Genomic DNA, 12781 nt, shown 5'->3' with positions numbered 1-12781 from the left:
CTAGAACCTCATATTATCCGTGCCAGCTGAGCTTACTTTGCGAGCTATGACAGCTATGCTGGTATTAACCCAAATTAAACGGCCTTTAATTTTTATGCTGTCTACTTGACTAGGTGCAGTTCAATCACGATTAAGCCCTTTTTCCCACTCGCTTTTTAAGTCGTGGCCAAACTGTCGGATTTCATCATCGGCTACAATCAACGTAAAGTCTTGTTGAGATCCAAAAAAATGGAGTTTATGCGTATTGCCCTTTTCTAACTTCGTCCATTCCAAATGATATAGATGGTTTTCGAAAGAGGTGTGCAAATTATTCAACTTAAAATTGTTTAATTCCTCAAGCGGAAAATTCGAAGTCACTTCCACATAATTTTTAATCGTCAGATTCGTCCAACCGAAGTCCAACTCATCAACTATACTGTTTCCCTTGTAGTGTTTGAAATTAAGTCGACATCCTTCGTAATCGCCGGGTATGCACTTTAAAAAAGAGAATTCAATATAAGTTCCATATTCCTGTATATCTCGCAGTGTCGCCATTCAATTACTCCTTTCATTTGTAGAGCTAGTTTTTAGTAGTATGTTGTATTCTAATATGAAATGATTACAATCCCCAAAACTGGTCGCTATAGTATTTAGATGTCGAAGCAGTGGTTTCTGTCTGCGTTTTATTGCTAGAGCTAGAACCTCATATTATCCGTGCCTGCTAGAAATGCTAGTACACATTGGGAGTTGAATGAAACGATACTTTCAGCCAGCTGGCGATCTGGAAAGTTTCTGTGAAGCAGCTTGAGGCCACCTGCCGCATAGGAAATATGGTGGTGCATTTTATAGAACAGCATGCGATTGCGATCCAGAGCATTGTTTTTAAAATAAGGATACAGCTTATCAAAGCGAAAGGCCATGAAGCTATGTTCAAATTCAATATCAAAAAACATAGCCCCATCGATATCTATCAAGCATGGCTCAAGCTGTTGGTCGATGAAGATATGGTTAGGTCCAAGTTCACCGTGAATGAAATGGTATTGTTGACGTGGCTCAATCCGGGATTCTAGCGTAGATAGCGTATCGAGCAACTGTGTTTGATGTTCGGCTATATGCGCAATATGTTGAGCGGCAAAATCAAGCTGCAATTGTGCATTCTTCATGATTGATGCATAACATGGTTCGTTGTTATTTCCAAGCTCATGTAGTTTTCCATAAGTGCAGCTTGTATTAGCGTGCATAGCAGCAAGCATATCATTCGTCTTTGTAAATATGTTGTGCTGAGTCATGCGATCGGCCTGGAAAAACGCATCTGAAGGTTGTGCATCTATGTACTCCACAAATGCAAAGTCAAATGAATAACGCAGTCGATCTTGATTTACATAGTATAGATAAGGTACACGAATACCAACTTCGTGCAAAAAGGTATAGTTTTGTACAAATAGTTGACTGCTGTAATGGTGCTCTGATCGTTGTTCCTTTTCTATTTCTTGTTGAAAATAATTGATGGTTATATCCCAAACGTACAGCACAAAGCTAAACTGATTCATACAGTTCACCTTATAGACGGCCTTTTGTGCACCGCCATGCATATTTTCAATATTTGCAACGACATATTCCGTGCCAAAAATGTTCTTAACATGTGTTTGTAGATCCTTTGGATCAAGGTGACATTGGTAGGGCATCATCGTTAGCAACACTCCGTTTTCTGAATTGTGCCGGCTCCCTTACTATAAGGAATAGAAAGGGAAAAATATAGACTATTTCTTTCCGTTAAGTTATGATGTTGAATAAGGTCTTTTTTGAATTTATTTTACAATTAATGGGCTCTGAGTGTTGGAATAACGGTGCTGACATATATCTATTTACAAGCTAGAACCGAGCGTATGATCAAGTGGCAATCACTTGAGATACCTCGGTTCTTTTTGTATACATGGGACGAATTTCGTATAGCTTAATGCCGCGTTGGGTACAATTGGGAATAACGAAGTTCAGGAGGAGGTGAGTCTGATGGATATTTCCTTACAGCCTGACGAGGTGATCGCTCGAATACGTCAACGCGTATCGAGTGGCGGTTCGGTGAGTAAAAAACAAGTGAAGCAAAGTGACCCCGAGTTGATGAGAAGTGCATTGTTCTACTTCCCAAGCTGGGAACATGCAGTGAAACATGCAGATCCGTTGTAAATAGAGTAAGCAGGGGAGGCGGAATATGTCTCCCTGCTTTTTGTTTAACATTGATAAAAAAATCACAAACAACTATTTACAATTGAGGATGGATATGATTTACTGTAAGTAAAAGTTCACACAATGTTCAAAGTGAACGAGATCACAAAGGCAGCAAGCGAAACATATGAGGTACGCAATTATCGAAAGATCGACAATTTATTGCAGATATCAAAAGCAGTTGAGAAGTAGCGTTGATCCTATGTAAGTGAAAGTGAAAACAATCACATAAAATGCTTTTATTAGGAGATGGAGGAACTCTTGATGAAAAAGGTACTTATTTTAGGCGCTGGCTATGGCGGATTACTCAGCGCTCTTACACTGCGAAAGTATATGACAGTAGAGGAAGCATCCATTACCATAGTTAATCGTTATCCAACGCATCAAATTATGACAGAGCTTCATCGACTTGCAGCTGATACTATCTCGGAACAAGCAATAGCACTTCCTTTGCAGAGGTTGCTGCGTGGTAAGCATGTCGATATATGCGTCGATACGGTTGTGTCCATTAAGCCTGATCGCAGTCAAGTTGAGCTGGCAAGCGGTACAACGTATGCATATGACGCTCTTGTGATTGCACTTGGCAGCGAAACAGCTTTCTACGGAATTCCGGGGCTTAGGGAGAAGAGCTTTACGCTCAACTCGGTAGAAGATGCGAATCGGATTCGCAAACATATCAAAGGCCGTATCGAAGCTTATCGAAACACGAAAGATGCAGCAGACATGACCATCGTCGTTGGTGGAGGCGGCCTTACTGGTGTGGAATTAGTAGGAGAACTGGCGGATATGCTGCCAAAATGGTGCGCTGGTATGGGTGTAAATTCCCAAGATGTACAATTATATAATATCGAATCATCCCCAACTATTTTACAAGGTTTTGAGGCTGGACTGGTGACAAGAGCGCAGACAAGTCTGAAAAAGCGTGGGGTTCATTTTATAAATGGAGCGCCCTTAACTGAGGTTGAAGGGAATAGGATACTTCTAAAAGGCGGCCAGTCACTTCAAGCGAACACGCTAGTCTGGACGGGAGGCGTACAAGGCAATGCAGTCGTAGCAAATTGCGGCATTGAAGTAGAGCGGGGGCGTGCAGCCGTTAATTACTATTTACAATCTACTTCCAATTCGTCCATTTTCGTAGTGGGAGATAGTGCGATTATTAGTAACGAAGAAGGGAATCCTTATCCTCCATCTGCACAATTAGCTTGGCAAATGGGCGAAACTGCCGGATACAATGTGTTTGCTTATTTGAACAGTGACTCTATGCACATGTGTAAGCCTGCATTCGCTGGAAAAATAGCTAGCTTAGGTAGAAAGGATGCCATTGCATCGGTTGGAGCCAGCGGCATTCCGTTAACGGGCTTGCCTGCATCTTTGTTGAAAGAGGCAAGTAAAACGAGATATCTCGCACATATTCGAGCTTTATTCGCCTATGCTTATTAATCGAAGTTCTTTTTCAACCATATTCAACAAAGCTAGGAATCGACGAAATTCGTTTCGTACGATCGCTAGCTTATTTGTTTTTTCGCAAATAGATCGACAAAATCTATCAATGACAAAAAGCACTAAATCGTGTAAGATCTCGAATTACAAAGACTGAGAAAATGGAAAGGAAATTAAGATCATGGCACATTGGGGAAATCCATGGTTGTATCGTACGACTCGAAAAAGCAACGCAGCGGTCCGATTGATTTGCTTTCCATATGCAGGTGGAAGTCCCTCTTTGTACCGTAGCTGGTCAGATGCCTTTGATTCACGTGTTGAGGTTGTTTCCGTTCACCTTCCGGGGAGAGGTGCACGATTGATGGAACCACCTATTACTCAAATTGATACACTCGTTACATGTATTTCGCAAGGACTGATTCGCGTTCTAAGCGAAATGCCATTTGCTTTTTTTGGACATAGTATGGGCGCATTAATTTCTTATGAAATGACCCGTCATTTGCAAGAGCAATACGGGTTGAGGCCTGAGCATTTATTTGTTTCTGCACGAAGCAGTCCGCATATGCCTAGAAGAGAGAAGACAGAACGTTATAAGTTGTGTGACCAGCAGTTGAAAGATACCATAAAGGACTGGAATGGCACGCCCGAATGGGTATTACATAACGAAGAATTGATGAATATTGCCTTGCCTATCATTCGCGCAGATTTGGAGTTGTGCGAGAGATATCGCTATAAAGATAAAGGACGGTTAAACGTTCCTATTACAGCATTTGCAGGGACGCATGATCCTATGGTTTCCGTTGAAGAGATCGCAAAGTGGCGAGAGGTGACGGATAGCCATTTTGACCTGATCTTGATGGAAGGTGAGCATTTTTATATTCACCATAGTATGAATCGCCTGGCATCTACGATTCAATCGCAGCTCCAACTTTCCTATGAGGATGAGAGAGTTATGCGGTTATAAATAACCATTTATACAATTTAATTAAATTCTTTAAAAGACTGGGATCATCGTTCCGATGCACGTTCGGACATCCGCAGTCTTTTTCTATATCTGAATTTGCTAGGTGGATTGAAAGGATACATAAATATGGATTGACATCGTAGATCATTGTATACATAATGATAATGATTATCATTATTGTTTGTTTGAAATACTAGATTAGATGGAGGAATGACTGTAATGAAAGGAATTCGCTTACTTGTTATGCTATTCAGTTTTATCATCTTGTTAACTGGTTGTGGATCTGGGGGTAATGCACCGACGAAAGCGGAAAGTGCAGAACCGAAGCAGGAACAGAATCAGAACCAAGCGCAAGGTGACGTTCGATCCATTGAGCATTTGAAAGGCACACAAGAGATTAAAGGCACGCCAAAACGTATCGTAGCGCTTGAATGGTCTGTTGTGGAAGATTTGCTCGCACTAGGTATTCAACCTGTCGGCGTGGCTGAGCTGGACGGTTATGATAAATGGGTAAATGTGAAGCATAAATTGGATAGTAATGTAGTTGATGTTGGCGGTCGAGTTGAGCCGAATATCGAGGTTATATCCAGCTTGGAGCCGGACTTGATTATTGGTGTTGACCGTATCGAGGCATTCTATGATGAGCTTCAAAATATCGCACCAACCTTGCTGTTCCATGCAGCGACTGAACAGAATCCAGATGCTTATGCGTTGATGGAGAAGAATTTTAGAATGGTTGCTAATGCGGTGAATAAGCAGGAAGAAGGGGAAAAAGTTCTTCAGGAAGTGAACGGGGAAATCGAAAAATTGGCGCAGAAAGTAAAGGAATTGGGTAAAGCGGATTCTGAGTATGTACTCGTACAAGCTTACTCTTCTGATAAAGCTCCAGTAATGCGCTTTATGGTCGACCACGCAATGTCAGCACAAGTATTTAACAAATTGGGTATGAAAAATGCATTTCAACCGAAACAGTATGTGCCAACGTTTGAAGAAGGCACTGCTGAAACATTGCTCAATATGAAACAGGTAAACTTCTTCTATATCGTTCAAGACGATGACAATATTTTTGAGAATCAGATGAAAGAAAATCCAGTGTGGAAAAATCTAGACTTCGTAAAAGAGAACCGCACGTATGCGATGGGCGGCGATACTTGGTTGTTTGGAGGACCGCTCTCTGCCCAGCTTATCGCTGAAAAAGCAGTAGCGGCATTATCGAAATGAAGGCAGCAGTAAGCGGTGGCAACACCGCTTTTTTAATGAACAAAAGGTTTGCTCCATGGGCGCTGTTGCTCGGAGGCAGCTTGCTGTTAGCCTGCTTAGTCATTATGCATATTATGCAGGGGGCAGCAGACCTGACGCCAGCTTTGGTTATTGAAGCGATTATTGCACCGCAGGACACGGCAGAACATCATGTCGTACGTTCGATGCGTCTGCCGCGTGTCGTTGCCGGCATATTAGCTGGAGGTGCGTTGGCCGTTGCGGGTGTATTGCTGCAAACGATTACACGCAACCCACTTGCTTCAGCAGGCACGTTGGGCATTAACGCCGGGGCGCAGCTTGCTGTTGTATTCGCTGGCGTATTTGCTCCATCGCTGCTTGCTGCTTCATCCATCTCTGTAGCTTTTGTAGGCGCTGCTGCTGCGGCCTTATTCGCTTATGCGCTTTCTGGTGGTATCCGTTCAAATCCATTACGGATGGCATTGGCTGGTATGATCGTATCGATGTCTGCGGCATCTGTGACAGCGGGTTTGCAAATCTTTTTTGAAGAAGAGACAAGCGGTCTATTTCTATGGGGAAGTGGGACGTTAATTCAAAATGATTGGAGCGGCATAAGCTACGCCTATCCATGGATTATCGTGGCCGTCATCGTTGCATTCTTATTCTCTCGTCCCCTTGATGTGCTCCTGTTAAACGAAGAAACAGCCCAGTCACTTGGTCAAAATGTGACGCTAACACGACTTGTCGGATTGCTGATCGCTTTAGTATTGGCGGGGGTTATCGTGAGCATCGTAGGCCCGATTGGTTTTGTCGGCCTCGTTGCTCCGCATCTTGTACGCTTAGTTGGTGTGCGCAACCATCGTTTACTGCTTCCAGCTGCCTTCTTATGGGGAGCGGTATTACTGGTAGGAGCAGATGTGGCGAGCCGTCTTGCTGCCGGTGATTCATATCGTGAACTCCCAGTAGGGGCTGTGATGGCTATGATTGGTGGCCCATGTCTTGCTTGGCTTTCTTATCGTGCAGCACGCAGGCATCAGAAATCACTGGAGCCTGACACTGTATCCTTTGGCACAGTCATTCGCAAAGTACCGTATCCGATATTGCTGGTTATTATTAGCCTGCTATTGTTAGGATTTACGTTGTTCGGACTTGTCTTTGGTGGGATAAAAATGAGTTTGTCTGACATATGGAATACGTTGATCGGACAAGGCACTAGACTGTCATCGAACGTTATTCTGGATCATCGCATTCCACGCATGCTAGTCGCTGCTTGTGCTGGAGCTGCGTTTGGCGTCAGTGGCTTGATGATGCAGGGCGTTGTGCGCAATCCACTCGCTGATCCGTCCATTCTAGGGGTATCATCGGGAGCAGGCATTGGGGCATTAAGCGTTCTGGTCGTATGGCCGGATCTTCCGATCGCCTTCCTACCGATTGCCGCTTTTATCGGAGCGATCACAGCAGCGTTCCTCATTTATTTGATCGCACGCCGGACTGGTTTGCAGCCAGCTGTGCTGGCGCTCGTCGGTATTGCTGTGTCTGCGTTTGGCTCGGCTGTAATTCAACTCATCGTCGTTCAGTCGAAGATGAACACAGCCATGGCGATATCTTGGCTCTCAGGCAGCACTTATGCACGAGGGTGGGATGACTTGGCACAGCTTGTCATCTGGCCTGCTACTTTAGTGCCTGCGGCTTGGTTGGTTGGCCGTAAGCTGGATGTGCTGGGCTTTGGCAGCGATGTGCCAACAGGCCTTGGAATTAACGTCGTACGCACGAGGCTTAGAGCAGCGTTAATCGGAGTAGCTCTCGCGGCAGCAGCGGTTGCTATTGTAGGGACGATTGGCTTTATTGGCCTAATCGCGCCGCATGCTGCTAGATTGCTTGTCGGTCATAACCACCGCAAACTTGTGCCGTTCACGGCGTTAATTGGTGCGGCACTGCTCGTGCTGGCGGACGCTGTTGGTCGTTCCATTATGCCACCTGCAGAGATTCCTTCGGGCTTGGTGGTAGCGATTATCGGTGCGCCTTACTTCTTGTGGCTGATGCGATCAACTTCAAGACGCTAGAGCAGCGTAGTGAGAACATGTAAGTATGATGAAAAAGTGGTGTTGCCCCAAGCTAGTATAGAAGAGGGGAACACCACTTTTTTTAGGGTATTATTATGTTGAAACACGTACTTTCATTTGTTGGTTATGGTAGCGGCACACCGCGAGAGCTGACGTACAAGGAGTACCATTCTTCTCTCGTAAGCACAACGCTGCCTGCATCTTTACAAGCGCGAATACGGTCAGGATTTACCGTGCCGATAACGGGCTGAATGTTAGCAGGGTGGAACATAAGCCATGCTAAGACGATGGCTTCAGGCGTTGTATTTTTCTCCTCAGCCATCTGCTGTACAAGTTTCGCTGTAGCGATGATGTTGTCGGGCTGTCCGTCCAGACTGCGGCCTGAGAACACGCCTTGAGCAAGTGGTGCCCATGCTTGCAGCTGAATATTTTCGAGACGGCAATATTCAAGCGTACCTTCTGGGAATGTGTCATGAGCAGCAGCATCTGTATTCACCTGCACCCCTTGGTTCAACCAGCCAATTTTCGCTAGGCTCATCTCCAATTGGTTCACGATAAATGGCTGCTTACTGTAAGCTTGCAGCAAACGAATTTGCCCTGCACTCATGTTGGATACACCGAACCAGCGTACTTTACCAGCTGCATGAAGATTATCTAGTGTACGTGCGACCTCTTCTGGGTCCATCAGCGGATCTGGGCGATGCAGCAGCAGAATATCAATATAGTCGAGTCCTAAGCGCTGTAATATGCCATCTACACTGTTCGTAATATGAGACTCAGAGGCATCGTATCTTCCAGGCATGCCAGGCGCTTCGCTTGGGCGAATGCAGCATTTAGATTGGATGATCATCTGCTCTCTCAAGGAAGGGGTTTCTTTCAGTACTTGTCCGAATACTTGCTCTGCTTTGCCTTTGGTGTAAATATCCGCATGATCGAACATATTGATACCAATCGAAAGTGCGGCTTCTACAGCTTCCTGCGCTTGCTTTACATGCTCATTCGTAATCGGGTCATGATTCCAAGCTCCGCCTAGCCCCATACAGCCTAGTACGAGCTGACTGGCAGGGATGTTACGGCGATTTAACGGGATGTGTGGCAACTGAAATCTCTCCTTGTCTCGTGGATATATTTGAATTTAAGATGCTGTTGAATATACTTTGCGTTCTGCTCTTTTACGATACTATGGACTTGAGCAATATTCAAATGATAGAAATGTTAAAATAGAAATAGCTGTTATTTTCAGAAAAAAGGGATGAAGTATACGTGAAGCCTTATCTCATTTTTGACTTTGATGGAACGCTTGTTCAGTCAAAAGATTTAGCTATCAGAATTTTAAACAAGCTTTCTGTCAAATACGGAGGACGTATGATAAACAGGGATGAAGTCGAGTATTTCTCAGAAATGTCTATTTCGGAGCGAATGCATGCCTTACATATTCCGATGTATAAGTTACCAGCCTTACTTATAGAAGGGAAAAGGGAATAAATAAAATGGATTCATGAGCTTCAACCTGTTGAGGGGATCATCCCCGTACTGCATCAATGTAAGCAAAAAGGCTATTCGCTTGGTCTACTTTCGTCTAATAGAAAGGACATTATCCAATCGTTTTTAGATTTGCATCAATTACATATATTCGATTTTGTACATTCAGCAAGTAATATATTTGGCAAGCACCAGGCTATCGCGTCTGTCGCACGTAAACATCATATCGACTTGCAGCAGGTATGGTATGTAGGTGATGAGCTTCGAGATATCCAAGCCTGTAAGAAGATAGGAGTGAAAATCGTTGCGGTGACGTGGGGATATGATTCCGTTAAGTTGTTACAAGATGCAGATGAGATCTGCCACACTCCCACATCATTGCTGCACTTAGTTTAAAGAGAGGTGAACCAGAGTGGAAGATTTAACGATATTGGAATGGTTAGAAGAGCAGCCGTTAAGTGGACATGAAATCGATTTTCTTATCACGTTTATTCCTTATATTTCGATGATAAAGGTACTGCCTGAGAAATTAGAAGTAATGTGTCAGTCATTAAATCGACAATTTCCTAAGGTTGATCTCCATGCAGAAGAAGGGGATGCCTCAACAAATGAAGGTAGTTCCCCTAATTGTCATTTGAAAATCAATATATGAATGCCCACACAGTCCTAAAAATAAATGATCTCATCCGGCTCACGATTAGGCTTACTAATGGGCCAAGCTACCTGTTCTCCGTATTTCTCTACATTTATCCATGCTATGAAATGTTCTGCTCCATACACACCTACATAACCTGAATGAGGTTCCCCTTCGGGATCTGCAAAGACATGAAATTCTTTAAAGTAGTTATTTCCATTGAGTTTGGACATAAAGTCATCAAATCCGCGTTGCAGCTCACGTGCACTTATATGGAGGCCATCTCTTATCTCCATATAATTGGAATGATGGGTAAAATTGATTTCTACGATCAACATGATTTCCTCCTTAGTATAGCTTCAAAATTCGTGTAACATCGAATGGAAGGATCGAATTCAATATTACGTGAGTTTCAAAATATGCATACCTTCGATAAAAGAGGGCCGAATCCATCTCCTAATCAATAGGGGGATGATGTCTTCTTTTTTGTCATAGATAAGATATTTTCCATATTTCTGAACCAATTCCTCAGGAGACTCGGAGATTTTTATTTTAATCATATTTTCGAAAGCACTACCATCATCGTTAACTTTCGTATACACATACCCGCGTTCATGCCGTCCGACCATTGTGATCGTTTTGATTAGAATCAAAGTCTCTCTATCTTGTTGTTCGAGAATTGCTTTAAATTCTTCTTCTAATAGGCCTTGATCTATGCACTGTTCTGGATGCTCAAATCTCATAATAAGCCGATAGATTCGAAGCAGCAGTGGTTTGTGCTCAAAAACCATTTCATAAGTCATAATTGCTGCACTCCTTTGTATGTGATATTACGTTGTACGAAGATCCATGCCAACCATATAATAGAAGTAAGCTAAAGCATCATGTAATTACAGAGAGGGGTAAGGAATTTGGCTACTCGTGTAGGAAAAATTATTGATATGTATCGATTTCCTGTAAAATCATTTGCTGGCGAGCGCTTGGAATCATGCCAGATTGAACCCTATGGCTTATATGGAGATCGTTTTTGTGCCTTTTATGATGAGACGAAACAGGGCTGGAATAGTTTCTTTACCGCGCGTCAAATTCCTAATATGCTTGCTTATCAAGCCAAACATGTGGATGACGGCATTGTCGTCACTGGGCCAGATGGAAGGACTTTTGGATGGGATAAAGAATTAATGCAAGAGATTCAATCTTATTCGAAAAGAAAAGTGTCGATGAAGAGTTATCGAGAACCGAATCCGACTGATCCGAATCTCATGTCAGTTGATGCGGCCAGTATTCTTATTGTAACGGATGCGACACTGCGCAAGCTTGAAGCTTTATGGGGCAAGCCCGTGGATCATCGCAGATTCCGTGCGAACATCGTTATCGCGGTCGAGGAAGGGATTGTGTCGGAGACAGAGTGGCTCGGTAAACGTCTTTCGGTAGGGGACATAGAACTGCAAGTGGATGAAGAATGCTCCCGCTGTATGATTACGACACTGGATCCAGATACACAGGAACGTGATCCGTCTCTATTAAAAATTTTGAACACAGAGATGAAAATGAACTTTGGTGTATATGCCTCCGTGAAGAAGGTAGGGCAAATCCGTGTAGGCGACAATGTTTACTTTACGTAATGATTTACTCATTTTGATAAAAAGTTCTTGTTATAGGAAAATAAATCCTACTAAAGGTATAGGAATAAACAAAGATTCAAGGTATAATCTTGATTGGTTATTAAGATCTAAGGTATACTTACATCGCTAAAATCGACTAAAAAGGGAGTTTAGTTATGGAGAAAATTCTAGTTTTCGGACACAAAAATCCAGACACGGATACAATCTGCTCCGCTATCGCATACGCTGAATTGAAAAAAGAATTGGGCTTGAACGTAGAAGCTATTCGTCTTGGTGAAGTGAGCGGTGAGACGGCTTATGCTTTGAAGCATTTTAATGTAGAAGCGCCACGTCTTGTTGAAGCTGTTGCTAGCGAAGCGAAACAAGTTATTTTGGTTGATCACAATGAGCGTCAACAAAGCGCTAACGATATCGATCAAGTTCAAGTGTTGGAAGTTATCGACCATCACCGTATCGCGAACTTTGAGACAGCTGCACCATTGTACTACCGTGCAGAGCCTGTTGGCTGCACAGCGACAATCTTGTTGAAGATTTACAAAGAGAAAGGTGTATCGGTTCGCAAAGAAGTAGCAGGTTTGATGCTTTCCGCTATCATTTCCGACTCTCTCTTGTTCAAATCTCCAACTTGCACACAAGAAGATATCGATGCAGCTCGTGAGCTTGCAGCGATCGCTGATGTAGATGCTGAGCAGTACGGTTTGGAAATGTTGAAGGCTGGCGCGGATCTAAGCGACAAAACAATCGAGCAGCTTGTATCCATTGACTCCAAAGAGTTCACGATGGGCAGCGCAAAAGTTGAAATCGCACAAGTAAACGCAGTAGACGTGAACGATGTATTGGGCCGTCAAGCTGAAGTAGAAGCGGTTCTGAACAAAATCGTTGCTGACAAAGGATTGGACTTGTTCTTGTTCGTTGTAACAGACATCTTGAACAACGATTCCGTTGGTCTTGCGGTTGGACAATCTGCACACGCAGTAGAGAAAGCTTACAATGTTACATTGGATGACAACAAAGCGATTCTTAAAGGCGTTGTATCCCGTAAGTCTCAAATCGTACCTGTATTGACAGAGGCATTCAACGCACTGTAATAACATTGCATCATTTCTTGATGTTATAGCTAACTTTAACTAATGTTTAGAGGCTGTTCACTGAT

The 12781-nt window shown here is 43.4% G+C and carries 13 protein-coding genes and 1 pseudogene; 9 read left to right on the top strand and 5 right to left on the bottom strand.

Features of this window, described 5'->3' with window-relative positions; all coding sequences use genetic code 11:
• Nucleotides 1–120: 120 nt before the first annotated feature.
• Together NQ117_RS11270 and NQ117_RS11265 are read right to left on the bottom strand one after the other, a co-directional pair.
• On the bottom strand, nt 121–534 hold the full coding sequence (locus tag NQ117_RS11270; protein ID WP_258278029.1) for a hypothetical protein: 414 nt from the start codon (nt 532–534) through the stop codon (nt 121–123).
• A gap of 140 nt (nt 535–674) precedes the next feature.
• The gene (locus tag NQ117_RS11265) at nt 675–1667 is read right to left on the bottom strand and encodes a phosphotransferase (RefSeq protein ID WP_258278028.1); all 993 of its coding nucleotides are present in this window, start codon (nt 1665–1667) and stop codon (nt 675–677) included.
• 322 nt (nt 1668–1989) lie between these two features.
• Between NQ117_RS11265 and NQ117_RS11260 the strand changes: the two genes are divergently transcribed.
• The 5 genes from NQ117_RS11260 to NQ117_RS11240 all read left to right on the top strand — a co-directional run bounded on the left by NQ117_RS11260 (nt 1990) and on the right by NQ117_RS11240 (nt 7887).
• Nucleotides 1990–2163: a hypothetical protein gene (locus NQ117_RS11260; RefSeq protein ID WP_169449340.1), complete on the top strand. Its 174-nt coding sequence runs from the start codon at nt 1990–1992 to the stop codon at nt 2161–2163.
• A 300-nt stretch (nt 2164–2463) separates the two neighbouring features.
• Nucleotides 2464–3642 (top strand): NAD(P)/FAD-dependent oxidoreductase, encoded by a 1179-nt coding sequence (locus NQ117_RS11255; protein WP_258278027.1) that lies wholly within the window; start codon nt 2464–2466, stop codon nt 3640–3642.
• Between the two features lie 181 nt (nt 3643–3823).
• Entirely contained in the window at nt 3824–4606 is a 783-nt protein-coding gene (locus NQ117_RS11250) for a thioesterase II family protein (RefSeq protein ID WP_258278026.1), read from the top strand.
• Between the two features lie 219 nt (nt 4607–4825).
• A complete protein-coding gene (locus tag NQ117_RS11245) occupies nt 4826–5827 on the top strand; it encodes an ABC transporter substrate-binding protein (RefSeq protein WP_258278025.1) in 1002 nt (333 codons plus the stop codon).
• Nucleotides 5824–7887: an iron ABC transporter permease gene (locus NQ117_RS11240; protein ID WP_258278024.1), complete on the top strand. Its 2064-nt coding sequence runs from the start codon at nt 5824–5826 to the stop codon at nt 7885–7887. Before NQ117_RS11245 ends, NQ117_RS11240 begins: the two co-directional genes overlap by 4 nt.
• A 124-nt stretch (nt 7888–8011) precedes the next feature.
• On the opposite strand, the gene NQ117_RS11235 is transcribed toward NQ117_RS11240, so the two are convergent.
• Complete coding sequence (locus tag NQ117_RS11235) at nt 8012–8986, bottom strand: aldo/keto reductase (protein ID WP_258278023.1); 975 nt, start codon at nt 8984–8986, stop codon at nt 8012–8014.
• 164 nt (nt 8987–9150) lie between these two features.
• On the opposite strand from NQ117_RS11235, the pseudogene NQ117_RS11230 reads away from it, so the two are divergent.
• Nucleotides 9151–9765: pseudogene (locus NQ117_RS11230) on the top strand (HAD-IA family hydrolase).
• A gap of 16 nt (nt 9766–9781) precedes the next feature.
• The gene (locus tag NQ117_RS11225; protein WP_258278022.1) at nt 9782–10021 is read left to right on the top strand and encodes a hypothetical protein; all 240 of its coding nucleotides are present in this window, start codon (nt 9782–9784) and stop codon (nt 10019–10021) included.
• A gap of 14 nt (nt 10022–10035) precedes the next feature.
• Here the strand turns inward: NQ117_RS11225 and NQ117_RS11220 are convergent, their stop codons facing one another.
• Together NQ117_RS11220 and NQ117_RS11215 are read right to left on the bottom strand one after the other, a co-directional pair.
• Complete coding sequence (locus NQ117_RS11220) at nt 10036–10341, bottom strand: hypothetical protein (RefSeq protein ID WP_258278021.1); 306 nt, start codon at nt 10339–10341, stop codon at nt 10036–10038.
• Between the two features lie 63 nt (nt 10342–10404).
• On the bottom strand, nt 10405–10806 hold the full coding sequence (locus NQ117_RS11215; RefSeq protein WP_258278020.1) for a hypothetical protein: 402 nt from the start codon (nt 10804–10806) through the stop codon (nt 10405–10407).
• Between the two features lie 108 nt (nt 10807–10914).
• Between NQ117_RS11215 and NQ117_RS11210 the strand changes: the two genes are divergently transcribed.
• Complete coding sequence (locus NQ117_RS11210; RefSeq protein ID WP_258278019.1) at nt 10915–11628, top strand: MOSC domain-containing protein; 714 nt, start codon at nt 10915–10917, stop codon at nt 11626–11628.
• A 155-nt stretch (nt 11629–11783) separates the two neighbouring features.
• Nucleotides 11784–12716: a manganese-dependent inorganic pyrophosphatase gene (locus tag NQ117_RS11205; protein WP_258278018.1), complete on the top strand. Its 933-nt coding sequence runs from the start codon at nt 11784–11786 to the stop codon at nt 12714–12716.
• The last annotated feature ends 65 nt before the right edge of the window (nt 12717–12781 follow it).

It is taken from the genome of Paenibacillus sp. SC116 (assembly GCF_024733555.1).
In the GTDB taxonomy this organism is placed as follows: Bacteria; Bacillota; Bacilli; order Paenibacillales; family Paenibacillaceae; genus Paenibacillus_B.
Note: the sequence above shows the minus strand (reverse complement) of the source record. Positions and strands in the feature narration are given on the sequence as shown.

Coding starts and splice junctions, on each gene's coding strand:
- NQ117_RS11215 (WP_258278020.1), bottom strand. CDS start 10,806: ATGACTTATGAAATGGTTTTTGAGCACAAACCACTGCTGCTTCGAATC.
- NQ117_RS11250 (WP_258278026.1), top strand. CDS start 3,824: ATGGCACATTGGGGAAATCCATGGTTGTATCGTACGACTCGAAAAAGC.
- NQ117_RS11265 (WP_258278028.1), bottom strand. CDS start 1,667: ATGATGCCCTACCAATGTCACCTTGATCCAAAGGATCTACAAACACAT.
- NQ117_RS11260 (WP_169449340.1), top strand. CDS start 1,990: ATGGATATTTCCTTACAGCCTGACGAGGTGATCGCTCGAATACGTCAA.
- NQ117_RS11205 (WP_258278018.1), top strand. CDS start 11,784: ATGGAGAAAATTCTAGTTTTCGGACACAAAAATCCAGACACGGATACA.
- NQ117_RS11240 (WP_258278024.1), top strand. CDS start 5,824: ATGAAGGCAGCAGTAAGCGGTGGCAACACCGCTTTTTTAATGAACAAA.
- NQ117_RS11270 (WP_258278029.1), bottom strand. CDS start 534: ATGGCGACACTGCGAGATATACAGGAATATGGAACTTATATTGAATTC.
- NQ117_RS11220 (WP_258278021.1), bottom strand. CDS start 10,341: ATGTTGATCGTAGAAATCAATTTTACCCATCATTCCAATTATATGGAG.
- NQ117_RS11245 (WP_258278025.1), top strand. CDS start 4,826: ATGAAAGGAATTCGCTTACTTGTTATGCTATTCAGTTTTATCATCTTG.